General features: G+C 70.6%; 29 protein-coding genes. 6 read left to right on the top strand and 23 right to left on the bottom strand.

Annotated features, from left to right (window positions below):
* Positions 1-32: 32 nt before the first annotated feature.
* The 4 genes from OG251_RS44775 to OG251_RS44760 form a co-directional block, all read right to left on the bottom strand.
* On the bottom strand, positions 33-266 hold the full coding sequence (locus OG251_RS44775) for a TcpD family membrane protein (protein WP_326683068.1): 234 nt from the start codon (positions 264-266) through the stop codon (positions 33-35).
* A gap of 69 nt (positions 267-335) precedes the next feature.
* Complete coding sequence (locus tag OG251_RS44770; RefSeq protein ID WP_326683067.1) at positions 336-1,367, bottom strand: conjugal transfer protein; 1,032 nt, start codon at positions 1,365-1,367, stop codon at positions 336-338.
* A gap of 104 nt (positions 1,368-1,471) precedes the next feature.
* Complete coding sequence (locus tag OG251_RS44765) at positions 1,472-3,676, bottom strand: type IV secretory system conjugative DNA transfer family protein (protein ID WP_326683066.1); 2,205 nt, start codon at positions 3,674-3,676, stop codon at positions 1,472-1,474.
* Positions 3,677-3,819: 143 nt separating this feature from the next.
* Positions 3,820-4,500: a hypothetical protein gene (locus tag OG251_RS44760; protein ID WP_326683065.1), complete on the bottom strand. Its 681-nt coding sequence runs from the start codon at positions 4,498-4,500 to the stop codon at positions 3,820-3,822.
* Positions 4,501-5,104: 604 nt separating this feature from the next.
* Between OG251_RS44760 and OG251_RS44755 the strand changes: the two genes are divergently transcribed.
* A complete protein-coding gene (locus tag OG251_RS44755; RefSeq protein WP_326683064.1) occupies positions 5,105-5,620 on the top strand; it encodes a DUF6233 domain-containing protein in 516 nt (171 codons plus the stop codon).
* Positions 5,621-5,657: 37 nt separating this feature from the next.
* On the opposite strand, the gene OG251_RS44750 is transcribed toward OG251_RS44755, so the two are convergent.
* The 4 genes from OG251_RS44750 to OG251_RS44735 form a co-directional block, all read right to left on the bottom strand.
* A complete protein-coding gene (locus tag OG251_RS44750; RefSeq protein ID WP_326683063.1) occupies positions 5,658-6,506 on the bottom strand; it encodes a hypothetical protein in 849 nt (282 codons plus the stop codon).
* 178 nt (positions 6,507-6,684) lie between these two features.
* Positions 6,685-6,951, bottom strand: coding sequence for a hypothetical protein (locus OG251_RS44745; RefSeq protein ID WP_326683062.1), 267 nt, complete (start codon positions 6,949-6,951; stop codon positions 6,685-6,687).
* Complete coding sequence (locus OG251_RS44740; protein WP_326683061.1) at positions 6,948-7,250, bottom strand: hypothetical protein; 303 nt, start codon at positions 7,248-7,250, stop codon at positions 6,948-6,950. The genes OG251_RS44745 and OG251_RS44740 overlap by 4 nt, the downstream gene beginning before the upstream one ends.
* A 24-nt stretch (positions 7,251-7,274) precedes the next feature.
* The gene (locus OG251_RS44735; protein WP_326683060.1) at positions 7,275-7,556 is read right to left on the bottom strand and encodes a hypothetical protein; all 282 of its coding nucleotides are present in this window, start codon (positions 7,554-7,556) and stop codon (positions 7,275-7,277) included.
* Positions 7,557-7,686: 130 nt separating this feature from the next.
* Here OG251_RS44735 and OG251_RS44730 point away from each other — a divergent pair, with 130 nt between their 5' ends.
* Both OG251_RS44730 and OG251_RS44725 read left to right on the top strand, forming a co-directional pair.
* Positions 7,687-7,983 carry a helix-turn-helix domain-containing protein gene (locus OG251_RS44730; RefSeq protein ID WP_326683059.1) on the top strand — a complete coding sequence of 99 codons (297 nt, stop codon included), beginning with the start codon at positions 7,687-7,689 and terminating at the stop codon, positions 7,981-7,983.
* A gap of 74 nt (positions 7,984-8,057) precedes the next feature.
* Entirely contained in the window at positions 8,058-8,480 is a 423-nt protein-coding gene (locus tag OG251_RS44725) for a hypothetical protein (RefSeq protein ID WP_326683058.1), read from the top strand.
* Positions 8,481-8,546: 66 nt separating this feature from the next.
* Here OG251_RS44725 and OG251_RS44720 read toward each other — a convergent pair whose 3' ends face one another.
* From OG251_RS44720 to OG251_RS44650, 15 genes are all read right to left on the bottom strand, one after another.
* Positions 8,547-9,482: a hypothetical protein gene (locus OG251_RS44720; RefSeq protein WP_326683057.1), complete on the bottom strand. Its 936-nt coding sequence runs from the start codon at positions 9,480-9,482 to the stop codon at positions 8,547-8,549.
* Positions 9,479-10,420 carry a ParA family protein gene (locus OG251_RS44715; RefSeq protein ID WP_326683056.1) on the bottom strand — a complete coding sequence of 314 codons (942 nt, stop codon included), beginning with the start codon at positions 10,418-10,420 and terminating at the stop codon, positions 9,479-9,481. Before OG251_RS44715 ends, OG251_RS44720 begins: the two co-directional genes overlap by 4 nt.
* Before the next feature lie 154 nt (positions 10,421-10,574).
* Positions 10,575-10,922: a hypothetical protein gene (locus tag OG251_RS44710; RefSeq protein WP_326683055.1), complete on the bottom strand. Its 348-nt coding sequence runs from the start codon at positions 10,920-10,922 to the stop codon at positions 10,575-10,577.
* Positions 10,923-11,089: 167 nt separating this feature from the next.
* On the bottom strand, positions 11,090-12,976 hold the full coding sequence (locus tag OG251_RS44705; RefSeq protein WP_326683054.1) for a DUF2637 domain-containing protein: 1,887 nt from the start codon (positions 12,974-12,976) through the stop codon (positions 11,090-11,092).
* A gap of 152 nt (positions 12,977-13,128) precedes the next feature.
* Positions 13,129-13,617 (bottom strand): hypothetical protein, encoded by a 489-nt coding sequence (locus OG251_RS44700; RefSeq protein WP_326683053.1) that lies wholly within the window; start codon positions 13,615-13,617, stop codon positions 13,129-13,131.
* Between the two features lie 239 nt (positions 13,618-13,856).
* A complete protein-coding gene (locus OG251_RS44695) occupies positions 13,857-13,991 on the bottom strand; it encodes a hypothetical protein (RefSeq protein WP_326683052.1) in 135 nt (44 codons plus the stop codon).
* 150 nt (positions 13,992-14,141) lie between these two features.
* On the bottom strand, positions 14,142-14,393 hold the full coding sequence (locus OG251_RS44690; RefSeq protein ID WP_326683051.1) for a hypothetical protein: 252 nt from the start codon (positions 14,391-14,393) through the stop codon (positions 14,142-14,144).
* An 83-nt stretch (positions 14,394-14,476) separates the two neighbouring features.
* Positions 14,477-14,692, bottom strand: a complete 216-nt coding sequence (locus OG251_RS44685) for a hypothetical protein (protein WP_326683050.1) — start codon at positions 14,690-14,692, stop codon at positions 14,477-14,479.
* 91 nt (positions 14,693-14,783) lie between these two features.
* Positions 14,784-15,140, bottom strand: a complete 357-nt coding sequence (locus OG251_RS44680) for a ParB N-terminal domain-containing protein (protein WP_326683049.1) — start codon at positions 15,138-15,140, stop codon at positions 14,784-14,786.
* Between the two features lie 6 nt (positions 15,141-15,146).
* A complete protein-coding gene (locus OG251_RS44675; protein ID WP_326683048.1) occupies positions 15,147-15,644 on the bottom strand; it encodes a hypothetical protein in 498 nt (165 codons plus the stop codon).
* Positions 15,645-15,656: 12 nt separating this feature from the next.
* The gene (locus tag OG251_RS44670; RefSeq protein WP_326683047.1) at positions 15,657-15,842 is read right to left on the bottom strand and encodes a hypothetical protein; all 186 of its coding nucleotides are present in this window, start codon (positions 15,840-15,842) and stop codon (positions 15,657-15,659) included.
* A 180-nt stretch (positions 15,843-16,022) separates the two neighbouring features.
* Positions 16,023-18,140 (bottom strand): FtsK/SpoIIIE domain-containing protein, encoded by a 2,118-nt coding sequence (locus tag OG251_RS44665; protein WP_326683046.1) that lies wholly within the window; start codon positions 18,138-18,140, stop codon positions 16,023-16,025.
* Positions 18,137-18,919, bottom strand: coding sequence for a hypothetical protein (locus tag OG251_RS44660; RefSeq protein WP_326683045.1), 783 nt, complete (start codon positions 18,917-18,919; stop codon positions 18,137-18,139). Before OG251_RS44660 ends, OG251_RS44665 begins: the two co-directional genes overlap by 4 nt.
* Positions 18,919-19,194: a hypothetical protein gene (locus tag OG251_RS44655; RefSeq protein WP_326683044.1), complete on the bottom strand. Its 276-nt coding sequence runs from the start codon at positions 19,192-19,194 to the stop codon at positions 18,919-18,921. Before OG251_RS44655 ends, OG251_RS44660 begins: the two co-directional genes overlap by 1 nt.
* The gene (locus tag OG251_RS44650) at positions 19,194-19,661 is read right to left on the bottom strand and encodes an RNA polymerase sigma factor (protein WP_326683043.1); all 468 of its coding nucleotides are present in this window, start codon (positions 19,659-19,661) and stop codon (positions 19,194-19,196) included. The genes OG251_RS44655 and OG251_RS44650 overlap by 1 nt, the downstream gene beginning before the upstream one ends.
* A 210-nt stretch (positions 19,662-19,871) precedes the next feature.
* On the opposite strand from OG251_RS44650, the gene OG251_RS44645 reads away from it, so the two are divergent.
* From OG251_RS44645 to OG251_RS44635, 3 genes are all read left to right on the top strand, one after another.
* The gene (locus OG251_RS44645; RefSeq protein ID WP_326683042.1) at positions 19,872-20,663 is read left to right on the top strand and encodes a GntR family transcriptional regulator; all 792 of its coding nucleotides are present in this window, start codon (positions 19,872-19,874) and stop codon (positions 20,661-20,663) included.
* 113 nt (positions 20,664-20,776) lie between these two features.
* Complete coding sequence (locus OG251_RS44640; protein WP_326683041.1) at positions 20,777-21,061, top strand: acyltransferase; 285 nt, start codon at positions 20,777-20,779, stop codon at positions 21,059-21,061.
* 206 nt (positions 21,062-21,267) lie between these two features.
* Positions 21,268-22,221, top strand: coding sequence for a hypothetical protein (locus tag OG251_RS44635; RefSeq protein ID WP_326683040.1), 954 nt, complete (start codon positions 21,268-21,270; stop codon positions 22,219-22,221).
* The last annotated feature ends 1,184 nt before the right edge of the window (positions 22,222-23,405 follow it).

The raw sequence follows: 23,405 nt of genomic DNA, 5'->3' as shown, positions 1-23,405 counted from the left end.
ACTGAAATGGTCGGTGTATGTGTGTCCGGTCCTCACGCTTCACTCACCTTGGACCAGACGGCACCGATGACCGCCTGAACGGTTTCGGGTGAATAGACTGTCGCGCCCACGAAAACGGACGCGGTGAAGCACGTGATCAACTTCCCCCATTCCTCTTTGAAGAAGAACATTCCCGCCCGTCCCATCAGGACGACGGCAAAGGCGTTCCCGCCGAGAACGAAAGCCCACTGCTTGAATTCAGAACCCGTCGTCAATGCCAGATTCATTTCCCAGCTCCATTTGATTGATCGATGTTGGAGGCCACCATTTTTTTGCTGACGTGCCGCGTATCGGGGTCACATCTGTCCGCCTTTCAGGTCGGCCACCTGCCACCGGGCGGCATTGCCACTGGACACACGGGCCAGCACGACGCGGTACGTCTGCTGGAGCGAGGCGCCGCCGACAGTCCAGGTGACAAGGGCGGTGCCGGTGCGGTCGTCCCCATTTCCGGCGTCGACCGCCCAGGAATCGAGGGCGGCGAGCGCGATTCCGGCGGGCAGCGGCGGCACCTTCGCGCCGGGAGCCGTGACTGCGTCGACGTCGCCGTGCGCGTACGCGGCCAGGAACCTGCGGACCGCGCCCTCGGTGCGCCGCGAGAGGTCGTGGTCGGTCTCCGGTACGGGCGGTGCGGGGATCTTGGGCCCGGCGGCGGGGATACCGACGAGTCCGGGCGGTCCGGTGACGACGACCCGGCCGCCCGTCTCCGCCACGGGGACGTCCAGCCCCACCCACCGGGCCGCCGCCCCCGGACCGGTCGCGGTGACCAGGACGTCCACGCGCACCCGGGCCCGGCGGTCGGGGCCCGGGGTCACCGCCCCGGGCTCCACCGCCGTGACGTCCTGGTGCCCGTGCCCGTCCCATCCCATCGCCGTGTCGGTGCTCGCGGGCAGGACGGCGGCCAGGAGCGCGGCGCGCTCCTCCGGGGCGTCCTCGTCCCACGTGAGGTACGCCCGCGCTGCCCGCGCGGCCACGGCCTGCGCGGCGGCGTCCGGGTAGGCCGGAGCCGTGGCGGCGGGGGCCTGCGGCGGGGCCTTGGCCTGCGGCGGCACGACCCACGACCGGACTCCGGTGACCACGGCGAGGCCGAGCACCGTCCAGACCAGACCGCGGCCCACACGGCGGGCGGCCACGGTCCCGGGCGGTTCGGTCTCAGGCGTCCAGGGAGCGGCCCGGCCGCCGGCCGGAGGGCCGGAATTGCGCTGACGCGCGGCCAGCTGTGCGCCCGCCGCTTCCCACTCGGCGGCGCCCGTCTGCGGGGGCGCCGCTTCCTCTTTCGCCGGTTCCGGCAGTCCAGCGATTTTCCGGGCGATCGTCCCTAGTGACGGCACCGGATACCTCCCCCGAATCAGCGCATAGCGCGCGGCGTCCGCAAATCGCGGCTCACCTTTAGAACGATTGAACGGGGCAACGGTTTCGGGGATACCGGACTCGACTATGAAACAGTTTTCGATTCGGCGGAATCCTTGGCGGTCTTCACGGAACCGTTTTTCTCCTGCCAGGCAGTCCAGGCCGCCAGCCACGATTTCAGCTCGGCCTCGCTGTAATAGACCTTCTGACCGTCCGTGATCCCCTCCGGGCGCTCGATTCCGCGCTCCGCGCTGCGCTTGAGATAGGACCGCACGGTGGCGGGAGCCCACGGCAGGATGCCGCGCTCGTGAGCCTCCGCCAGGCCGTACGTCTCGGGCAGGTCCTCGTCCTCCTGGCCCTCGTCGACTGCTGCCACGGGTGCTGCCACGGGTGCTGCCACGCTGCCTGCTGCCACGGGTCCTGAGCTGGGACGACACCCCGTTTCCCCCGTGCCTGCCGCAGGCGTGGCAGCAGTGAGTCGCTGCGGTCCGTACTTGCCTCCGGGGAGGAAATCGGTCACCGCGGCGGCCTCGCTCACCTCGGCCAGGATCTCGGCGGTGATCCATGGGGCCATCGCCCCCCGGTCGAACCAGGCGGGCGCCTGCGGGCATTTCGCGAGGAGGTCCGGGACTTCCGGGGTGATATAGCAGGGCTGCACTTCGCGGACCCACACATGGTCAGCATCGGGCGCCTTCCTTTTGTCCGAGTAGGCGCCCCTGCCCTTGATATCAGTGGGATATCCCAGCATGGGTGTGCTCTGCCCGAAAGCAACACCCCACGAGACGCGGTCCGTCTGCCCGACAGTGATCCGGGTACCGATCTGTGCACGCTCCATCGTGCCGCCGAAAAACGCGTTGGCGAATTGCTGTGTGCCGATGACGACACGGTGATCCGAGGAACGCCCCTGGAGAAGGATGATTCCCAGCCAGTCCGCGAAAGGCGGCGCCCCTTTCCCTTTCAGACCGTACCGCCACCAGCAATAGGCGAGTTTGAAAAGGGTGGGGAGTTCATCGATCACGAGTGTGCGGGGAACGAGCTGATCCCTGAGTGCGGGATCTGCGCCCTTTTCCATTGCGGCCTCTGCCGCCATCATCGAAGCGAGGAATTCACCGAAGGCGGCGATGCACTCGCGTACCGTCTTGTGCACGCGGACACCCGAAAACCCCTCGGCCTGCCGAAGGGAATTTCGCTTCGTGTCGAGAATGTCAACGAGACCACCGCTCTGACGAGCGTGCACAACCGGAATGTAGAGCGCCGTCGACTTTCCGGAACCGGTGTCCCCGGCCACACCCCAATGCGGCGTGGCAGTCTGCGTCATGATGACCGCGTCGACAATCTCTTCTCCCTCGATCGCCTTCCCGAAGAACACCGCGTACGGGTCTCCGGTGGATCTCCACGGGACGTATTCAGGAAGGACCGGCTTCTTTTTCGGCCTCGGCTTCGGGGTCCACTGGGCGTAATGCTCCCGGTCGGTCCGGGCCCATTTCGAATCCCACTCGCCCGGTACCCGGGCCTCAATGATCCGCTCGATCGCCGCCACCCCTTCGGGGCCGCCGATCCACTGCACCGGCAGCCGCAGCACGATGCGTGCACCGTCGGCCCGCATGTCGTCGGGGACGGCCAGCCATCGGGCGCGGGGCTCGGTCTCCTCCATCCGGAGGACCTGCCGCACAGCGGTCCAGATGCCCGGCCCGTAGATCTGACCGTCGCTCCACACGGGGGTGACGGACCACCAGCGCAGCGCGGACGGCCCGGTGATCGCGGCCACGGCCGCCACGGCGGCCAGCACCACCAGGACGGCGACCATGAGGTCGAGGTGCCGCCACATCCCCCACGCGGCCGGCAGCAGCGCGAGGCGCACCGCCGACCGTGCGGCACGGGGCCAGCGGTGCCAGGCGCGCAGCACCCGCCACACCCCCGCCAGGGAGCCGCCGAGCACGCGGAACGGGGCGGTGACGGCACGGGCGGCGCGGCGCTCCACGGCGGGTGGAGCCGTCGATCCGAGATCGGTCACCGGGGTCTCGGACCGGCGGTCGTCGGGCATCGGCGCGCCCGCGTGCCACCATGTCGCCTCGCTCCGGGGCTCCCCGGTCAGGTCCCGGCCGGAGACGTACCGCGCGACCGCTGCGGCCACGGCCCCGGCGGCGGCCTCGATGCTGGCGTTGAATTTTGCGTGATCAGCGGGGCCGCCCTGATTGGCCATCACGGTCAGGATCACGAGCAGGGCCAGGGCGGCGCCGCCGAGCCCGGCGGCGCCGCCGGGCAGCGGCAGATCAGTGAACAGCTCCATGCCGGGTCAACGCACCCCGGCCCCGATGGGGAGCGGGTCCGGGGGCGCGAATCCGGGCCGGCCGACCGGGGGCGGACGCGGCCAGCCGCACGTACGCGGTCGTCCCGACCGGCCACGGCCGCAGCACCGCGTGATCCCCGCCCCTAGGCCGAGCGAGTCGGCCCGGTGCCGTCCGTCCACCATCCGGTGATGGCGGCGGGGCGCCCTCCGACAGATCCACGGGGGCGGACCTCCCAGGTGTCGCCGTGATCGTCGCGGGCGGTCCGCATGACCCCGGAGCGGGCAAGGACCATGCCGCAGCGGTCGGCGGCGGAGCCGTCATCCGGCTCGGCCCGGAACGGGTAGCCCAGCACGCGGAGTTTTCCGCGCAGGTGGCCGTGCCGGTGGTACTCGGCCTCGACAGTCCGGATGACCCCGTTGAACGCGATGGTGAGCCGCCGGGGCTCGGGAGGTTCGGCGGTTTCCTCGCAGGGGCACCGGTCGGTGTAGGCCGTGCCGTCTGCGTACCTGGGGCGCGATGCCTGGTACCAGAGCCCATCGGCGCATACGCGTGCCGCGTGGCAGGGGCAGCCGGGGCAGTCCTCAGCGAGGCGGGCCCATACGTGTTCGTCACCGGCCGCGCCGGTGGGAACGTAGCTGTAGGCCCGAACTGCTGCGCTCGGTTTGGGAGTTGTCTCGTTGAGGCGTCGGGCCGCGGTGAACTTTTGGCCCTTCTCCCGCGCGGCTGCACGCGCCTTCCTGCTCGCGGTGCTCTGGTTCTTCGGCATGGCGTACTCCAACGCGACGGTGCCCACGCTTCCGTCGACCGTGTACGTCGGGGCCATCGGAAGAACTCGCTTCGCGGGCCCCTTGAGACCTTGGCCGACTGTGCCTCCAGGCGGCGTGGGCGCTGGGCGGCGGCGGCGAACGGCGTACGCGACTTGCCGTGTCCTCATGGTATCGAAGAGCGATGACACACACCCGGGAATCGGGCTGCTGTGTCCCCGGGGCCGGGCACGTGCGGCCGGGACTCCCACAGTGCGGCCCGCAATGTCCCACCAGCCCCACCCGTCACGGATTTGTATTCCTGCGTGCCCGGCCGTGCCCTGCTCCGCGTGAGCCGTTATCCCTTGAGCCGGTCCCGACCGGGGACCACGGAGCACTGGAGGACCCGTGATCGATATCCAGGACCACAGCCAGGAGGGGCACCACTGGACGTGCCCCGGGGGCCTGTCCGAGCATGATCCCTGCCCTTGCCGGGCGCCGGGCACCGGGACGGAGACGCAGGCGGAGCGCCATTACTGGGCGTGCCCCCGGGATCTGTCGGACGATCAGCCCTGTCACTGCGAGGGGATCGCGCTCGCTGAGGATGCGTACGATCTGGAGCCGCCCGACCTGACCGCCCGGGAGAGCTGCTGCTAGCCCCGGGGGCCGGATTACGGTGGTGGCATGCCGGACGAGCCGACCCTCCCCACGCCTGATGCCGCTCCGCCGGTCGTGGTGAGGACTCCCGAGGGTCAGACCCTGCGGGGTCGGCTGTACGCGCAGCGGGAGACGCCGCAGGGGTGGCTGCTGCTGGTGGGTCTCGTGCTCTGGCGCACCGTGGACGAGGAGCACGCGGCGCCGGGCGAGTACCGCTCCTGGATGCCTGCCGGGCAGGCGTCCAGGGTGCCCGGAGCGGATTACGGGGCGGTCGTCACGGACCGGATGCCCGACTGGACCAGTCCCCCGGCGCAGCCCGCTGTCCCGGCCGTCCCGGTACCGGGGTGGCGGATCGTCGCGGAGCGGCGCGCGGACGGCTCGGCGGTGCGCCGCACCGTGGTCCACCGTGCCGACTGCTGGCAGGCGCGTGATGCCCGGTACACCGAGACCACCGACGCGGGAGAGGCACGGGCGGCACTGTCGCGGCCGGGTGCACGCGGGTGCACGCAGTGCGGGACCGACATGTCACTGCGCCCGGAGTAGCGCCCGGGGCCCTGTGAGGGGCCCCGGGCGGTCGCTGTCAGCGCAGGTCTGCGGTCCACAGCCCCCGGGCGGCGACACCGCCGTCACGGGCCTGCGAGGCCCGTACGGCGGGGTCCGTGAGCGCCCTGCGGATGGCCTGCTGCCGCGACGTGCCGCAGGTGTGGGTGAGGACGGTTCCGGCCGCGTCCAGGATCAGCCACCAGCCCTCGATCTGCTCGCCGAGGTCGGGCTCCTCGGGCACCGGAACCGGGGCGAGCGCATCGGCGAAGACGCTTGCCTCTCCGGTGATCAGGAGGAGGTCGGCGGCGGCGCGGCCTCCGGCCCGGTAGTAGAGGGAGACGACGACGCCGCGCGAGGTGATCCCGCGCCGGTCGGTGTGGCTGACGACCGATCCGGGACGCAGGTGCTCGCCGTGCTCGGCCACGATCGCCTCTGCGTCCGTCGCGGGCTCGGCGGCCGGGGTCTGGGGGGCGGGCCCGGTGACAGCGGCGGGGGCGCGGGGGCCGACGAGCGGTGCGCAGTCGGGGCAGTGCGCGGCCTCGGTGCCCCACGGGCGCGCCCCGTGGCCGGTGAGGGGCCAGGGGGTGATGCCGAGCTCCTGGAGCCGGGAGAGGAGCGCGGCGCATCCTCGGCGGCGGGCGGCGCGGGTGGCGGGCGGCGCTTCGCGGTCGGTGTCGACGAGGTCCCACAGGTGGGTCGCGAGGTCCGCGAGGTGACCGGCGAGCCATGCGGGGACGGTGGTGGCGCCGCTCGCCACGTGGGCGGCAATCGCGCGGTACGCCGGGTCGTCGCTGTCCTGGTGCGTCTCCGCCAGCTCGGCGTCGTACGCCCGGACGAACCAGACCGGGAGGGAGAGGCGGTTCCTGGTGGCGGTGGTGGTGTTCATGGTGGCCCTTCCGTTCGTTGCTGCTGACCACCACAACGTGACACATTTACAAGCTGAACTACAAGTTGAACTACAACTTTGGTTGCCAGTTTTCCCCCATTCGGCCTACCCCCCGCCACACAGAAGAGCCCCCGCCGGATTCGGCGGGGGCTCCCGGAGAGCGACGTCCGGCGGCGGGTCAGGGGCCGGAGATCAGCGCCACCACCAGGACCTCACGGGCGGCGTCGTCCACCCGGTAGAGCACACTCGTCCACGCGGGACGGCCCCCCACCGTGAGCAGCGCGGTGTAGAGCCCCCCAACCCGGTCAGGGTAGATCTCCCCCGCCGCGTGCGGGTCGGCGCAGAGCCCCTTCTCGAACTGCACGACCGCCGTACGCTCCTCGGCGGTCGCCGTGGCGAGCGAGATACGGCCGGTGTCGCTGTAGACGACGGACCACGACGTCACCCGGTCTCCCCGAGGATCTGCGCCGACGTCCAGCGGCGCGCGGAGGAATCCGCACTCGCCGCCACGGCGGTCAGGACCTCCGGCCGGGTCCGCATGAGCAGCCGGTGACGCCAGGCGCGGACCAGGGCCGCGTACTGCTCCGGGTCATCGAGGTCGAGCCCCCCGAGCTGCTGCTCAAAAATCTCGCGGTCCGCCGGCGAAGCCGCGGTGAGCGCGGCGCGGAGCTGGGTGATCGTGCGCGGTCCCGCGTGTGCCTGCGTGCGGTACGGCTCTGGCCTCTCGGCCGGTGCTGCGCTCATGTCCGGGTCTCCCTGCGTCGTCGGTCAGGCGGCGCGCTTCGCGCCGGCCTTCTGGGCCTTGGCCTTGTCCGCCTCGCGCTGCGCCGCCGCCCGGTCGAGCCACCCGGGGTGCTCAGCCTCCACCAGGGTGCGCAGGTACTGACTCGTGATGCCGGATTCACGGGCGACGGCGGAGAGGTGCCCGAACCGGGTCGAGGTGATCGCCTCGGCGACGGCGGCGGCGAGGAGAGCGGCCTTGTCCTCGGCGGCCCGCTTCTCGGACTTCTCGGATTTGGCGCGCAGGGCCGCAAGGGGAGTGGTCGTCATGGGACCGAGGATGGCACGGCCACACGCGGACTACAAGCTTGGGTTGTAGGTCATTTACACATCGCGCCAGTGACCTTCCGCCCTCCGGCGCCGTTATGTCCCCAGCTCATAGAAAATGGGGAACCCGCATATGCCCAAGAACATGTCCACCGAGGACACACTCCGCATCACCGTCGCCGCACTCATGCGCGCCTGCGGCGAGACACAGGGCGACCTGGGCCATGGCATCCGCGTCAGCCAGGGACAGGTCAGCAGGAAGCAGCAGGGCAAAGCCCTGTGGTCCCTCTCCGACGTCGACCGGCTGTGCGCGCACTACGGCATCCCGGTGCCCGATCTGCTCGCCGGACCGACCCACGCCGTACAGATGCTCCCGGCCGCCCGCCGGGCGGCACTACTGGCCGGACGGCAGGAGGTCATCAGGATGTGACACCACGTCACTCGTACCGGTGGGGCGCAGCGCGCCACGGGACGGAGGCGCCGCGCCTCCGGCACCGTGGACGCATGCGCCCCTTGATTTTCACTGTTGTGACCGCCGCGCTCCTGACCGGCTGCATGTCCGTGCCCGCGACGGACAGCCCACCCGCACCCCAGCACGCCCCCGCCACCCATCCCGCACCCGCGCCGCCGGCCGTCCCCGTGCCGCCCGCCGCCCCCGCGCCGTACTCCGATGAGCTGACGAAGATCGAAGCCTCGCCCTCGGCCGCCGCGAAGAAGCGGACGGCACCGGCGAAGGCGGCGCCGCCCCGCCGGGCCCGCCCCTACCCCCGCCGGACGTACCGGGCCCCCGCTCCGCGTCGCGCCCAGCCCCGGACACCTGGTGTCCCCCGGGTCCCGTCCGGGGGCATGCGGTCGGTGTGCCGGGCCGCGCAGGGAGTCACCTCTCCGTCCCTGGCCGCTCTGTGCCGGAACGCCTGGGGGCGCTGAGACATCAACCCGCACACAGAACGGGGCCCCGCCACGCTGGCGGGGCCCCCTTCCTTCTGCGTACGGTCAGCCGGTCTTCGGCGGCTCCCAGCGGGCTGCATTGAGGATGGCGCGCGCCTCGGCGGCCACGGCGGCGCGAAGCTGTGCGAGGCGTGCGCGGCGCTCGCCGTCTTCCCCCTCTGCCGTCTCCGTCTCCGTCTCCGTCTCCGTCACGTCCAGCCATGCCGCGCGGAAGGCCGGTTTGTCGAGGGCTCCGCGAATCTCGCGGAGCCTCAGGAGCGCGGCCTCGATCACGTCCAGGACGTCAGGCTGACCGGCCTTCGGGGTCTCCCCGTTCGGCCCGTCCTTCTCGTCCTCCGCGTCCGTCGCGTTGAGACCGAGTTTCTTCGCGGCGGCCCGCAGCGAGGCGACGGTGATCTTGCCCGTGTCCAGTGCTTCCGTCACCACGTCCCGCGCCCTGGCCTCTCCGTGGGTCTCCACGATGGGAGCGAGGACCTTGGCCTGTGACGGCACGAGCGGGCGCTCCAGGGCCTTGACGACGGGCGCGACCAGGACCAGCCGCTTCGCGTCCTTGATGTACTCGTACACCGCGCTGCGGTCCATCTGGAGGACGGCGGCGGCGTACGCGTCCAGCGACGTGTACCCGGCCACCAGGTGCAGTTGGTCCTCTACGAAGAACTGGAGGGCGGTCCCGGCCTCGATGCGTCCGCGCACCCGGGCCGCGCGGACGCTCTCCATTTCGGTGAGCTTGGCAGCGCGGAGAGCGCGCTCCACGATGGCGAGACGCTCCTCCGGGGACCCGGTCACGGCCGCCCGGTCCAGCGGGGCAGGCGCGAACGGGTCGGGCGGCGGCGGCACCACTTCGGCGGCCCTGGTTCCGGAGCCGGCCGGAGCCTGGCCGTCACGGCGCGGCATCAGCCCGGCAAGCCCCGCCGCCCGCCCCTTGGTTCCCAGGAGAGCCCCCGTGGACTCGGCGGCTGCGGTGCTGTCAACGGTGGTCATGCGGCACGGTCCCATTCAGCGGCTCGGAGGAAGACCTCGCGGGCGAGATCTGACAGGTCTTCGGCTACCGATCCGGAGGTAGCCGACACGACGTGGTCACTGGTGGCGCGGCCCGCCTTGATGTCCCAGAACCGCGGATTGTCAGCGACGGCCCGCTCCAACTCGTGGGCGAGCATGCCGCGCGCCCGCGCGTCCACCCCCACACCCTCGGCGTATCGGATGAACGTCTCGAAGACGATCGACTCGTCCGTCTCCAGCTCTTCAGCGATCCACTTGAGAGCGCGACGGCGGATCGACGTCGACCCCTGCCCGCTACCGAAGAGCACGACACCGAGCAGTTCGAGATCCGGGTTCACCGTGCGCCGCACCAGATCGAATTGGAGCGCGATGCTGCCGAGTCCGTCATTGATCGACGCGCGGTCGGTCCGGGTGGGAGCGATCAGCCACCGCGCGGCAGCGAGCGCGAGTTGCTGGAGGGGCGGATTCTCCGGCGCCGAGTCGATGCCGATCAGGTCGTACTGACCGGCGATCGGCGCAAGGGAGATCGCGAGGGCGAGCGCCTGCCGCCGCTGAGCGAGGCGGTACGTCGACTGGAGCATGTCCGGCACAGCACTGACGTGCCGACCACCGACCACGACATCAAGCCCGGGTCGGACGTCCTTGATGGGGACAAGCGGGGTGCCGTGGCGCAGCGCCTCGTACATCGCTTCACCCTCATCGTCCCGGCCGGTCTTGCGGTAGCCGAGATCCCGGCCGATGTTGCCCTGGCCGTTCACGTCCACCAGCAGTACGGATGCGTCCGGGGTGGCCTCAGCGGCAAGTCCCCCTATGTTGCTGGTCAACGTGGTCTTCCCGACACCTCCTTTGCCGTTCCCGAAGACGTAGGTACGGGACAGTGCCGACCGGTCGAACAGCGGCACTTCGTCGTCTACCAGCATTTCTGGTTCCTCTGCTTTGGCTTGGCTCAGCAGCATCGTCCCACGGGGGCGCCGTCCGGCCGGCATGACGGTGTCGAAAATTTTCGACACCGAACGCGCATCGGCCCCGCCACGAGGGCGGGGCCGATGCGGTTGACGTCGGGCTGGGGGTCCGTCAGCTATGGATGGTGGCGCATGCCCGCTGGTCACGCCCCTGGAAGTTCACGCACAGCTGCGACCCGTCAGGGAACCGCCGGTTGATCCGCCACGTCGCAATCTCGTACTTGAGTCCTGCGGCCTGCTTCGAGGACGTGTCCTTCCACTTGGTCACGGTCTTGACCCGCGAGCCCCCCCTCCACAGGGAGACACGGGCACGCTCCCCCGCGTGCCATCCGTCGAGAGTGGCGCGCACCTCCCGGACATGCAGCGCGGTGCCGATGACACCGATACCCACGGGCCCGCTCTGTCCGGAGCCGCTTGCGTGAGCCGGTACGGTCGCGGCGAGCGCGGCGCCGACAGCCATTGTGATGATGATCTTTCGCATGCCCTCTCAACGGGCGACACGTCCGGCGGGTAACGCCCTGACGGGCCTATGACCTATGAGGTACGCGCGCCCTCGCGGTCCGGGGTAGAACAGAGAGAGGCCCGGGGCGATTGCCGCGCCCCGGGCCTCTCGCATCCGTCGACCGGTCAGACGGTGATCTCAGTCTGGCCGGGGATGACCGTGGCAGCGGTGTCCGCGAACCACGGGGCCGACAGGTCGGGGTCGTGGTCCGGGTAACCCTGAGCAATGAGCCCTTCAGCAGCCTTGCGGTAGGTGCTGGCGGTGGAAGCGGACGCCCCGCCAAGCCGCTCCGCGATGGCGGCGCCGTCCGCGTGAGGATTGGTCAGCAGCAGCCGCGCGACGACCCTTTCCTTGATCTGCACCTGCGACAGGTCGGACAGCGCCTCAGCGGACGCGGCACGCGCCCGCGTTTCGGCAGCCAGTTCCGCGATTTCGGCGGCGGTGCGCTCGCTTGCAGCGGCCAGCTCCGCGATTTCGGCAGCCGCGCGCAGATGTTCGGCGGCCTCCGCCTCAGCCTGAGCGGCCCGCGCTTCGGCCTCCTTCTCCTCAGCCTTCGCGCACTCCTCCCCTGCCCGCGCCTTCGCGATCCGTGCGGTCTCTTCGGCGGCCGTGCGCTCGCTTACGAGGAGCGCGGCCTTGCTTGCGGCGGCCCGCGCCCTCGCTTCGACGGTGCGCGCGGTCTCTTCGGCGGCCTCCTCCATGGCGGCAAGGCGCTCTTCCTCCGTCGCCGCCCGCTTGACCGCAGCGAGCGCCGCCCGCGCCTCCAGTTCGGCAGCCGCGCCCGTCCCCTCGGCCTCGGCCTCGGCCGCCCGGGTCGCCCCGGCGGTCTGGGCGCGGAGCACCGCCAACTCACCGGCACGGCGGGTTTCCTCCGCCTCGGCTGCCAGGACCGCGAGGCGTTCCCTGTGCGCGTCCTCGCGCGCCTGCCGCTGCTGCTCCCGCGCATCCTCGCGCGCCTGGACCGCGTCCCTGCGCGCGTCCTCCAGGCGCTGTCGCTCCACCCGGTCCTTGCGGTCCTTCTCGGCCCGGTCCGCGCGTTCCTTGCGCTGCCGCTCCCGCTCCTGCATCAGGTCCGGAAGGGCGCGGGCGTCCTTGACGCTGACACCGTAGGGGGCCAGCAGCTCGGGCATGCGATCCAGGACACCCACCCGATCCGCGGCGAGACCATCCTCAATCTCCTCGCGGTGCTCCAGCCAGATGCGGTAGACCGCCAGGTCGCGGACGTGCTTGCGGGCCTCCGAGTAGGTGGACGGCCATGTCTTGGCGTGCCGGAAAATGTTCCACGTGGTCGGCAGACGCAGCACCCAATCGGCCAGGGTGAGCCGGTCGCCGTCATAGGCGCCGGCCTCAAGCTGGGCAGCCCGCACGATCGCCCAGCGCGCCGCCTCCGTCAGCAGCACGTACGCGATCGGCATCCCCGCGTGAGCCAGCAGCCGCGCAGGATGCTCCCAGAGAGCGTCCGCCAGTCCAGGTGAGCCGGGCGCCGATCCGGCGGCCGACGCCATGTTGAGGATGATCGTCACGGCGGTGAGTGCGTGCGCCGACATCCGAACCCACGGGCGCGCCATCCCCCGCCACGCCAGTACCAGATCGATCGTGTACAGGGCGATGATCAGCCCGTCGAGGGCGAACGGGAACGCGTAGCTCTCCCACCCCGCATCGAACCCCCAGCCGACAGCAGCCGACCGCAACGCCCCGTAGGACAAGGCGAAACCGATCGCTGCGGCCCCCATGCCGGACAGCACCGCGACGCACGCGAGAGGGATCATCAGCCAGAGGTGCCGCCCGCCTCCCCGCTTCGACGCCTTCTTGGCTCCGCCGTCCGCAACCGGCGGCGCCTCCGCCGCAACAGGGGTGCCGTCTGCCGAATCCGGGACCGGCACCGCCGAAAGGTCCGGAGCGGTCGCCGAAACGGCGTCATCGGGCTCACCCGGAGCGGGGGTTGTGGTCGGGTCGGGGGCGGTCGGGGGTGGGGTCCGGCGTACGGCCTGGGCCTCTGCGATGGTGGTCACTGCTCTCCTCGTGTGTGCCTGGGGGCTACTTTGCCCCACTGCCGGGCCGCGCCTGAAATGCTGGACGCGGCTCCTGAAATGCTGGGCGCGGCTCCTGAAATGTGTTCGGGCGTCCGGGACCGGCGGGGGCCGGTCCCGGAACTGGTCTCAGATCAGGTGGACATGTAGCGGTCGGGGATCTCGCCTCGCCCGAAGGTGTGAGCCTCCGCCCGGTACTCCTGCGCGTGCTGCCGGGCGTACTGGGCGGCGACGGCGGCCTGCTGACGGAGGGTCGGGGGTGTCGCGGGGTCGGCGGCGACGCGTTCGCCGTCCTGCGCGGCGGTGTCCGCGACGGCGGCGGCGCGGAGCGAGTCCACCACGCACGCGGCGTAGTGCCCGGCGTCGAAGGCGTCGCCGTCGGCCGGGGGAGGGGTCGGCTGCTCTCCGGCCGCGATGATCCGGGCCGCCTCCCTGCGGATGTCGACCCGGAAGCGAAGCTCACGCGCCGCCAGGATCGCCCGCTCCAGCGCCTCGGGAGTGATGCCCACAGCAGCCGCGTCCTGGTCGCGGAGACGGGCGCACCCCTCCGCGATCTTGGCGGCGTCGTTGTAGACCTGCGCGAGTTTGGCCCTGCCCTCGGGGGTGGTGATGTCAGCGTGCATGGCGGTTCCTTGGGGTTGTCGAGAGATTCTGAGCGTCCGGGAGCCGGGTCGAATCGGGCTCCGGGGCGTCGCTCCGGAGGTTGTCCGGCGGGCGCACACCGACCATTGCACACTTGGAACTCAACTACAAGTTGATTTACAAGTTGCGTTGCGGGATTCCAAGCATGCGCAGCGGCGGCGAGGGGGTGTCACGGTGGGGCGCCCCGGGCGGGTGTCCGCCCGGGGCGCGGTGAGGGGTGTCAGCGGCGCTGGGCGGCCTCGGTCGCCGCACGGGCGGCGGCGGCGGCCTCTGCGGCTGCTGTGGCCTCGGCGATGCGCTGCTGGGCGAGGGCGTCGGCTGCCTGCTTCTCGTCGTTCTTCTCGTCGTTGCTCATGACCGGCCGCCCTTCGCAGCGGCCTTCTCGGCGGCCTGCTTCGACTGTTCGTTGGCCTTGCGGAGTGCCATGATCGGGGTCCTGTCTCGTGAGGGATGGGACCCGCGGGGCGGCCGGTCGCCTGCACAGTGAGTCGGCCGCCCGGCGGGGTCAGGAGCGGTGGAGCCTCAGCTGAATAAGCGCGGCCTGACTCATGCCGGGCTCGTGGCGGATGTCGGCCAGCACCTCGGCCGCGAGCGGCATGGCCGACTGCGCGTACTCGATGCGGGTTTCGCCGTAGCGCTCGACGGCCTGTACGGCGGCGGCGCGGGCGGTGCCGTCGACGGCGACGACCGCCGTCCACCGGTAGAGGCCGGGCGGGAGCTGGGGGTAGGTGCCGGGTCGGATCACGTAGGTGCCCATGTGTCCTCCAGGGGTGTGCATGTGGGGCCGTCGTCTGACGGCTCCCCTCACCGCCCGTCTCACTCGGGCGGATCGGGCAGCCGTCAGGCGGCGTGCTGGGGCGTCCAGCGCCCGGCGTTGAGGTCGCTGAGTTCATCCACGAACCGGTCGGTCTCCTGCCGCATGGCCTCGCCCGCACGGTGGTTCCCGGCGGCCTGAAGCTCGCGCTGTTCGCGGCGGCTGGCCGCGATGTCGTTCTTGATGTCCTGGCGGATCTGGTCGGGGGTCTGGTCGGTACGGTGGTGACGGCTGGCTGCCATGTCTGGCCTTCCTGAACGTGGGCTGGAGCGGGCTTTCCGGCTCCCCGCCCGCTCCGCGCGGCACCGGCCGCGCGGGGTGGACGGGCAGCCGTCAGCGGCGCTCTTCCAGGAGGTAGTAGGGGAAGGGCCGGTCCTCGATGCGGACGCCGACGTTCTTGATCCAGTACCAGTGGAACGGGAAGCGCGGGGCGCGCAGGACCCGGAGGGCGACGGCGCGGTGGTGTCCGTCGGCCACGTACACGTCGCCGTGCCGGTCGCTGACACCGAGGACGATCGGGGTGCGCAGGCCCTGGTGGGGGATCGTCTCCAGCAGGTTCTGGAGGATCGCGGCGTCCTTCTCCCGGCGGGCGAACCGGGTGTGGGCGTGGGCCCAGCGGGTGTACTCGGTGGGGCGGATCACGTCGTCGCGCAGGAGCGCGGTCGGCAGCGTGCCCTGGTAGCGCGTCACGTCCTCTCACCTGCCGTTTCGTGTGCTGGTGGTGGCCTTGCCGCCCCAGCGGGCCGAGACGTGGTTGTGGGTGGTGTAGGTGGTGTGGGAGGGGCTGCGGCGGGCGGCGGCGGCGAACACGACGACCAGCGCGATCGCCCACAGGCCGCCGCTGGAGGCGACCGCGACGACCGGCGCGAGGGCCTGGCCGAGCCCGTAGCCGACACCGGCCGCCGCGGCTCCGGTCCCGAGGCCGGCCGCGAGAACGGTCTGGGCGCGGGGGTCCAGGAGCGGCTGGGGGGACAGGTCGCGGGGGCGGGTCGCGGGCACCATCGCGAGCATCGCGTCAGCCTGCGACCGGCTGACGGGCACCATCCGCCCGTAGCCGTCCGGCACCCACACGATGACGTCCTGGTGCTCCTGGCGGCGCTCGCCGTGCAGCTGCACGGGACCGGCGAGCGGAGCCGGGGCGGGCACGGCGTACGACGGGGCCGGGGGTTGGGCGATGGGGTTCTGCTGGTTCATGTCGTCGTCTCCTCAGGTCCGTACGGTCCACTTGGTGCCGGTACGGCGGATCTCGAACCCGGGTCCGGCGACCGTGCCGCGCACGGTCCCCTCACCGGTCAGGACCTCGATCCGGGTGAGCAGCCGGGCCACCTCGACGGCCAGGTCGGCCGCTTCGCGCTCCATGCGGCGCAGCTCTTCGGCGCTTCCTTTGAACACGTTTCCTCGATCACTTTGAGTAACTGTCAGGCGGAATGTCAGAGGGGGTTTTTGACAGTCAGAGAGCGATGTCAGGGCCTTTCACGTGGGAAAACCGTGACTTCCCTATAGGCCCCGGCGGGCCTGACTGTCAGAAGTCAGGCCCGACTGTGACTGTCAGACCGTCACAGTCCGTGACGGCTATGCGGGCTGGAGCGGGGACGCGACGATGGAGTACGAGCCGTGGGAGTCGCGGTGGATGAGTCCCGTCTCGACCAATTTTTTGAGTTCGCCCTGCATCCAGGGGCGCTTGCGGCCGGCGGCCGTGGTGGCGGGGATCAGGTCCGCAGGCTCGAACTCCAGGCGGCCGGAGCGCACCCAGCCGTCGATCTCGATGTAGAGGATGTGCCGGGCCTCTTCCTTCGAGACGGGGGTGGGGGCCTCGAACTCCATGTCCGAGTCGGGGTCCGGGTCGGGGACGTCGTCCTCCAGGCGCAGCGAGGCGTAGTCGGCGGTGGGCTCCGGGTCGGCGGGGATCGCGCCCATCACCTCGTCGTACGCCTCCTGGAGTTCGGCGACGGCGGCGGCCTTCTGGGCGGTCATGTCCTCGGCCATGTCGTCGGTCTCCTGGTCGTGGGCAGGTGCCTGTGCCGGGATGGCGGCGGGGGCGGGGGCCTGTGCGGGGACGGCGCCGGGGACGGCCTGGGCGACGCCGGGGGTGAGGCGGTTGGTGCCCCGGTGGGTGCGCTGGGCGTATGCCTGGCCCAGCGCGGTCGCGGTCGTCTCGTCCAGCGGGTCCCGGACCACGGCGGCGGCGGTCACCAGGTCGGCGAGCACCTGCCGGTCGGTCAGGCCGGAGCGGACCTCTGTGGTCCACCGGGGCTGGGGCTGGCCCATCCCGGTGGAGAAGGCGTAGCCGGGCCGGTCCGAGCCCCACGCGGGAACCGCTCCGGCACCGGTCACCGAGTCCGGGAGGCAGAACCCCGCGTCGGCCGCTTCGTTCACGCCGAAGCAGACGGTGGCCTGGAGGTTGGCGCGGACGTCGGTGCTGACGTTGGTCCAGGTGGCGCGCTGGAGGCTGATACCCAGCCAGATCCCCACCGAGCGGGCCTTGCGGGCGATCTCTTCCAGCTCCTCGAAGTCCGCGACGTCGGCCGCCTCCTCGATCCACACCACGACCGCGTTCAGGCTGGAGGCGGGGGTCCACTGGTCCAGCCCCTCCGAGGCCAGGACGTCGCCGCGCGCCTTGATCGCGCCCGGGAGCGAGCGCAGCAGCCGCTTCGCCTCCTTCGCGTCCTGGATCAGCCAGTCCAGGCCGTCCGCGATGTGCCCCACGGTCTGCCGACCCTTGGCCAGGTCGACAAGGAAGATCGACATCTTCCGGCGGGTCGCCAGATGCGCCACCAGCGAGCGCAGGAACTCCGACTTGCCCGCGCCGGTCACGCCCATCACCAGAAGGTGCTGGAGGATCGCCGCGCTGAAGGGGTTGAGTGCCCACACCTCGCCGTCCGCGTAGAGGCCGACCGGGATGTCCTCCGTGGGAAGCAGCCCCAGCGCACGGGGCATCGCGAACGGAACGCCGTCCTTGAGCAGGTCGGCGACGCGCAGGGAGAGCGTGCCCTGGGACGCGTCCTCGGGGTCCGGGGTGACGATGACGCCGGACGGCGGGACCTGGAGAGCGGCGGCGACGCGGCCGGTGGTCGCCTGGACCGCCTCCATCGTGCCGCCCGGCTCGACCGCCACCGTCGCGGAGACCGTGCCCTTGCCGCTGCCCTTCGCGTCCTTGACGCGGACCTTCTCCCAGCCGATCGCCGCAGCGAGCTTGCCCAGACCGCCGCCGGTGCCCTCCTCCTCGACCTCACCGGCCGCACCGTTGCGCACCAGCTGGCGGAGATTCCAGGAGGCGGCGAACAGACCGCCGCCGAACAGCCACAGGTCGACCATGGGGTGACCGACCGGCCCGACTGCCGTGGCCGCCGTCAGCCAGCCCATCCCGGCCGCGACCGATGTGGTCGCCTGGATACGGCGGTAGCGGGCGAACTTGCTGGTGCCGGGGGTGGCCTTGTAGGTCAGGCCGGCCAGGGCCGCGCCGCCGATCGCGAGACCGGCCGACGCGAGACCGGCCGACATCGGGTCGCCGCCCCACAACAGGTTCGTCGCCAGACCCGCCGCCGGGGGGAGCGTCGCCGCCCCGATCCACGGTGCCGCGTACGGCAGCGACTTCGCGACGACGTACCCGGTGATCGCCTTCCCTGCCAGCGCGAGACCCGAGCCCACCGTGTTCACCGGGGCCGCCGCGGCGGCCTCCTTGCGCCTCATGACTGGTCCCCGATCGTGAAGCTCTTCTTCTGCGCCTTCTTGCCGTTCCGGCGCTCCTTGGCCTCACGCTCCGGCTTGACGAAATGCCGGTCGAACGCGTGGGCCATCTTCAGCGCGCCGACGCCCAGCGCCTTCGCCGCCTCCGCCGACACCTTCAGGTGCGCGGAGACCAGACGGGCCTTGATCTTGCTGGAGGCGCCGAAGGTGTACCACTTGCCCTTGTACGTCGACAGGACGCCGTTGATCTCCTCGGCCCGCATCCCCAGGATCAGGTGGAGCTCCCGGCCCAAGTGGTTGATGGCCTTGGCCATCGCCAGGATGTCCTTGTCGGACTTGATCTCGATCCGCTCGATCAGGTAGATCATCCGGTCGCCCTGGTGCCGGTCGTCCGACGCACCGGGACCGGCCACACTCCCGCCGTTCCCGCCCCGGCCGCCGCCACCACCGCCGCCGCCACCGCCACCGCCCAGATTGACCGTGACGGGCGGGATGATCGTGCTGCCGAGACCACCGACGAACCCGCCGACCGCCGCACCGGCCGCACTCGCGGCCCGGCCGCCACCACCACCGAACGGCCCGGCCGCCGGAGCCGGAGCCGGGGCGGGCACGGTCGGCGGAACCGACGGCATCGGCGGCACGACCGGAGTCGACGGCCCGCCGAACAGGTCATCAGCCCAGTTGTAGACGTCGGCATCCGCCGCCGCCGGGGGCCGCCTGCGCCCCAGATTCACATCGACACCGGCCTCCGGGTCGTGCACCCAACCGCTGCTGTTCGCCATCACTTCTCCTCGAAGAGCGTCGTGCCGCCGAACCACAGCGGCTGGGAGAGGTGGACGACGTCCACCTCGTCGTCGTCCTGGACCGCGTCGGCGGTCCGCTCGATCAGCTCGTGCGCCGCCATGAACCGGGCGGTCGCCAGAGCGGCGTAGAGGTCGGTCGGACCCATCCGGGTCGCCGTCGCCAGCCGCACCGCGAGACCCGCCACCCGGGCCACCCGCGTCACCGCTCCGGCGAGCCGGTCGACCAGGAGCACGCGCATCTGTCCGTGCGCCATCAGGCCACCGCCCCGATCCACGACACCAGCCGGTCAACCGCCAGCTCGGTCACCTGGAAGTCGGTGGCCGACTCCCGGCGGACCCGTGCGGAGCGGTAGTGCGCCGACACCCGGGAGCGGGCCATCACCGCCAGCAACCCCACCGGACGCGCCACCTCGTTACCGCGAAGCAGGTACTGCCACGCCTCGACCCACACGTCCTGCGCAAGGTCCTCGACCAGGTGCGCATCTTCACGCCGCACCGCACGCCCCACGACACGCAGCACCATCGGCGCGTGCAACGCGAACCACTCGCCCAGCAGTTCCCGCGCCGGACCGTCCGCCGGCCGCGCCGCTGACGACTGACGACCCGCCTCCGGCTCCGGCTCCGGGCCACGCGCGGTGTCCTCGCGCTCCCACCGCTCCGCCTTCTCCTTCAGGTCCGCCCGTAACACCCGCGCCCGCACCTGCTCAGCCACAATCACCATGTCGGTCCTCGCCTCAGTCGATTGGTCCGACAGGTCCGGCCGGGGTGGCACCCCCGGCCGGGCCGCTGCATTTGCAGGTCGGACCCCCGGGACCGCTTGAGCAGTACCGGTACTCAAACTCTGCCCAGATCTAGCCCAGTTGTCAACAGTACCGGTACTGTTGGGCATGAGAGGATGAGTACCGTTACTCAGAGAATGGAGGTCTAATCGATGGCACGCTATGACGAAGTGGCCCGTGACCTGCGGGAACGTATCCACACAGGGGAGTACCCACCCGGCGCCACACTGCCGAAGTACAGCGACATGACGACTACGTATGGTGTCGGGCGCGGCGTCGTCTCTCAGGCCATCGCTGTCCTTGAGCGGGAAGGACTTGTCCGACCGATCAAGCGAACTGGAATCGTCGTACTCGACTGGACACGCGAGCGGCGCAGGATCACCCGGGGTCTGCTCGTGGCGCGCGACCCTCACCGCGGCTATATCTTCCCTGCGGCATCCCGGCCGGATGAGCCATGGCAGGTCCACGGACGCCCGTTCCGCGAGTACGTCCCAGCATCGGCCCGGATCGCCGAGATCCTCGGCGTGGACGCCGGCCTGCCCACCCTGCGGCGGCGGCGCGTGACGTCCCCGGAGGGGGAGGTGCCGTTTCAGCTGGTCGATACCTGGATCAGCCCCACGGCTGTACGGGATGCCCCACAGGTAGCCGACCCGAGCACGGGTCCGGGTGGGTACATCGATCGTTTGGAAGAGGCGGGACATGGCCCGCTGGCGTGGACCGAGCACACCCGGGCCCGTCTACCCGATCGAGAAGAAGCCCGCCTCCTGGAGATCTCCCCGGAGATGCCCGTCTTCGAAATGGCGCTCCTCGGCACGTCCGCCATGACTCAAGAAGTCATCGAAGTCACCGTACGAGTGATCCCGGCCGACCGCGTGGAAATGGTCTCAGAGCTGAAGCGGGCCAGTAGCGCAGCATGGCCTACCGAGCCGGTTCAGCCCGGATGAGGGGCCCCTCACTCATGCCCTCCTGCTCGCTCCGCGAGATCCGGTCAGCCGATCTTCGGTTACATCGGCGCGCCTCCCACCCCTTCAGCGCATCCCCGATGAGGATTACGCATATGCCCAGTACAGAGCAGCATCTACGAGTAACCGTGGCGGCACTGATGTATGCGACTGGTGAGGATCAGCGGACGCTCGGCGCCGGTCTGCGGCTCAACCAGGCTCAGATCAGCCGCAAGCAGTCCGGGTTGGCCGCATGGTCCTTCACGGACCTGGATCGCTTGTCGGCCCACTACGGCATCTCGCCGTTGGATCTGCTGGCCGGGGCCGACCACGCCGTATCTCGCCTGCCCGCGCACCGCCGAGCCGCTGCCATCGGCGGCGTGCAAACTGTGCTGGTCTAGCCGTACGCTCTCACTGCAAGATCATCCAAGAAAGCGCAAAACCCGCGTCCCGGACCCTCTCTGGCGTCGAAACCAGTGAGGGGTCGAAATCCGGTAGGCGGGTACTGCGCAGCCACGCAAGGCTCGATATCGAGTGTAGAGGGTTGAGCGCTCCTCTACCACCACGGCATCGGGCCATGGCCCGTACGCGGGCCGGAAAGGGCCCAATGCAGCACCTCAAGTCGCCATCCCGTTGCACTCACTGCCGGAACACATGGGACTACCTGCGCAAGCTCTGGGAAGCCGACGTTCGCGGCGATGAGATCACCATCGGGATGATCGCGTCCGCGGTCGGAATCGCCCCGCGCACCCAACGTGTCCACCTGTCCGTGATGGTGCGGGATGGCAACGTCGACGTAGACCGGCGCACGCCGCTCCACCCTGTTGTTCCTGCGCCGGCACCGCCGACGACGCCGGGCCGGTGGGCCGCAACCGTCAAGCTGACGTGCGACACGTGCCGCCGCGTGCTGACCGTGGTTGCGGAGCTGGCGGGGGCCGACTGGACGACGCGGGGGATCACCGCCGCCGAGCTGGCCCGATACGCCCAGATGACGCCCAAGACGTGGGGAGTGCACGTCGGCCACCTGGAGGAGGGCAAGGTTCTACGCAGGGAGCCGGACTCGTTCCGGGCCGATGGCGGGCAGTGGGGCGGGTCCCGCCCGGACCGGTACGTGCTCCTGTCTGACAGCGTTTTCGATGAGCTGCTGACGGCGGGCCAGCAGTTGCCCGGCGCGAGGTGGTTCGAGGACGCGGCGCACGAGCTGCTGACGGAAGTGGCGCCGTGGGCGGTGGGGAGCAAGGTGGTGCCGTCCGACCGTCGGGCGCTGATTCGCCGGGTGGCGGGGCACATGGAGTACGGGCGGTATCCGCGCGATGTTCTCCGGCGGATGATCGCCCGGCGGGACATCCGTCCCCACCACGGCATCACGGACGCGTACGCACTGCTGATCAGTCTCCTGCCGCCCCCGACGTCCACGTACACCCCGTCAATGGGCGAGGTCATCGGAGTGATCGGGCGGCGCGCGCTCTGCCTCACCTGCGAGCGACCGCACGACGATGCCCGGATGCCGGAGGGCATCATGTGCGACAGTTGTGCACGCGCATTGACCCCCGCATTTTGAATTGATCTCGCTTTTCTGAATTGAATTGCCGAATTCAGCTCGCGCCCCTCGGGCGCGGGCAATTCGGCATGCCGGGGCGTGTTTTCCGTTCCGTTCCGGTGCCACCCGGCGAACCCGCGAGTGCCGCCCTCTGGTTCGCCGTGCCGCCCCGGCGCCGACTGCTCCGGGTGCCACCCGCGGCGGCTTTCGTGCGCGAGGACCAGGCCGTGAAGGCACCAGAGTGCAGGGTGCCGGATCGCATGCCGGAGGCTGTCTGAGTGCCGACCGCACCCTCCGGATGGGCGCAGTAGCAGCCGCAGCCTCAGGAAGGCACCTGCGCGCCCTTCTGGGGCGTTCCCCTGCGCCCCGCGACCAAAGGCGCGTCACTGGCTCCGGCCCGCCCTTCCTGTGCGCCCTCAGGGCTACCGTGCCGAAAGAGCGCGGGCCACTTGATTCGGTAATCACCTGCCGGGGTGAACGGGTGTTCGATTTATCTTAGGTTGCCCTCTGTGGATAACCAGTACTACGAATCCGAAATGGACCGATACGCTCCAGCAGGGGCGGCACACGACTACCGAACGCGCGTAGCGCCCTGACCTGCGACTCCACAAGATCATTTACGCCCCTGTGGATAACCTTGGCCCGGTTGCCCAGCGGGATATGGCGGGACGCGGGGCTTTGACCTGCGGAAACGCGGCACTCGGCGCCCTTCCGGGCCGAGGGGCGGCAGATCATTACCGAACGCCATATATAAGTAAGCCGCACCCAACGCATCCGCTACCCCGTAGACCTACGCGCGAGGCAGCGGTCTGCGGGTGCCGGGGGCGGGCTGCTGAATTTCGCAGCAACGAAAAGGGATGTGTGCAACCCTCGTGGTCCCCCAGGGGTATAGGGCGGTTCCGCCAAAGGTACATGCATCATCTGGAGGGGATGCATGTTCATTCCAGAGTTCAGCTACCCCTCAGAATGAAGCACCCGAGACAGCGGGGGAAGGCCCGGAAGCGAAGCGGACGGCCCTTGACGGACCGCTTCGCGGCCTCCCAATCCCGAAGCGAAGCGAAGGGACCAGCCCTTCCATTCAGGGCCAAGAGCGAAGCGAAGGGCCCGCGCAGGCGAAGCCGGCGCCGAGGAGCGCGGAGCGCTCCTCGATCACGCGGAGCGAAGCGCAGCGTGGATCACTGGCATAGCGCGCAGCGCTATGGAAC

It is taken from the genome of Streptomyces sp. NBC_01237 (assembly GCF_035917275.1).
GTDB lineage: Bacteria > Actinomycetota > Actinomycetes > Streptomycetales > Streptomycetaceae > Streptomyces.
Note: the sequence above shows the minus strand (reverse complement) of the source record. Positions and strands in the feature narration are given on the sequence as shown.

Excerpts from the sequence above, each read along its gene's own strand:
- OG251_RS44750 (WP_326683063.1), bottom strand. The coding sequence starts at position 6,506 with ATGAACACCACCACCGCCACCAGGAACCGCCTCTCCCTCCCGGTCTGG.
- OG251_RS44740 (WP_326683061.1), bottom strand. The coding sequence starts at position 7,250 with ATGAGCGCAGCACCGGCCGAGAGGCCAGAGCCGTACCGCACGCAGGCA.
- OG251_RS44695 (WP_326683052.1), bottom strand. The coding sequence starts at position 13,991 with ATGAGCAACGACGAGAAGAACGACGAGAAGCAGGCAGCCGACGCCCTC.
- OG251_RS44640 (WP_326683041.1), top strand. The coding sequence starts at position 20,777 with ATGCCCAGTACAGAGCAGCATCTACGAGTAACCGTGGCGGCACTGATG.
- OG251_RS44665 (WP_326683046.1), bottom strand. The coding sequence starts at position 18,140 with ATGAGGCGCAAGGAGGCCGCCGCGGCGGCCCCGGTGAACACGGTGGGC.
- OG251_RS44690 (WP_326683051.1), bottom strand. The coding sequence starts at position 14,393 with ATGGGCACCTACGTGATCCGACCCGGCACCTACCCCCAGCTCCCGCCC.
- OG251_RS44635 (WP_326683040.1), top strand. The coding sequence starts at position 21,268 with ATGCAGCACCTCAAGTCGCCATCCCGTTGCACTCACTGCCGGAACACA.
- OG251_RS44765 (WP_326683066.1), bottom strand. The coding sequence starts at position 3,676 with ATGGAGCTGTTCACTGATCTGCCGCTGCCCGGCGGCGCCGCCGGGCTC.
- OG251_RS44730 (WP_326683059.1), top strand. The coding sequence starts at position 7,687 with ATGCCCAAGAACATGTCCACCGAGGACACACTCCGCATCACCGTCGCC.
- OG251_RS44760 (WP_326683065.1), bottom strand. The coding sequence starts at position 4,500 with ATGGCCCCGACGTACACGGTCGACGGAAGCGTGGGCACCGTCGCGTTG.
- OG251_RS44755 (WP_326683064.1), top strand. The coding sequence starts at position 5,105 with ATGCCGGACGAGCCGACCCTCCCCACGCCTGATGCCGCTCCGCCGGTC.
- OG251_RS44645 (WP_326683042.1), top strand. The coding sequence starts at position 19,872 with ATGGCACGCTATGACGAAGTGGCCCGTGACCTGCGGGAACGTATCCAC.
- OG251_RS44660 (WP_326683045.1), bottom strand. The coding sequence starts at position 18,919 with ATGGCGAACAGCAGCGGTTGGGTGCACGACCCGGAGGCCGGTGTCGAT.
- OG251_RS44735 (WP_326683060.1), bottom strand. The coding sequence starts at position 7,556 with ATGACGACCACTCCCCTTGCGGCCCTGCGCGCCAAATCCGAGAAGTCC.
- OG251_RS44700 (WP_326683053.1), bottom strand. The coding sequence starts at position 13,617 with ATGCACGCTGACATCACCACCCCCGAGGGCAGGGCCAAACTCGCGCAG.
- OG251_RS44655 (WP_326683044.1), bottom strand. The coding sequence starts at position 19,194 with ATGGCGCACGGACAGATGCGCGTGCTCCTGGTCGACCGGCTCGCCGGA.
- OG251_RS44775 (WP_326683068.1), bottom strand. The coding sequence starts at position 266 with ATGAATCTGGCATTGACGACGGGTTCTGAATTCAAGCAGTGGGCTTTC.
- OG251_RS44650 (WP_326683043.1), bottom strand. The coding sequence starts at position 19,661 with ATGGTGATTGTGGCTGAGCAGGTGCGGGCGCGGGTGTTACGGGCGGAC.
- OG251_RS44725 (WP_326683058.1), top strand. The coding sequence starts at position 8,058 with ATGCGCCCCTTGATTTTCACTGTTGTGACCGCCGCGCTCCTGACCGGC.
- OG251_RS44720 (WP_326683057.1), bottom strand. The coding sequence starts at position 9,482 with ATGACCACCGTTGACAGCACCGCAGCCGCCGAGTCCACGGGGGCTCTC.
- OG251_RS44710 (WP_326683055.1), bottom strand. The coding sequence starts at position 10,922 with ATGGCTGTCGGCGCCGCGCTCGCCGCGACCGTACCGGCTCACGCAAGC.
- OG251_RS44685 (WP_326683050.1), bottom strand. The coding sequence starts at position 14,692 with ATGGCAGCCAGCCGTCACCACCGTACCGACCAGACCCCCGACCAGATC.
- OG251_RS44675 (WP_326683048.1), bottom strand. The coding sequence starts at position 15,644 with ATGAACCAGCAGAACCCCATCGCCCAACCCCCGGCCCCGTCGTACGCC.
- OG251_RS44715 (WP_326683056.1), bottom strand. The coding sequence starts at position 10,420 with ATGCTGGTAGACGACGAAGTGCCGCTGTTCGACCGGTCGGCACTGTCC.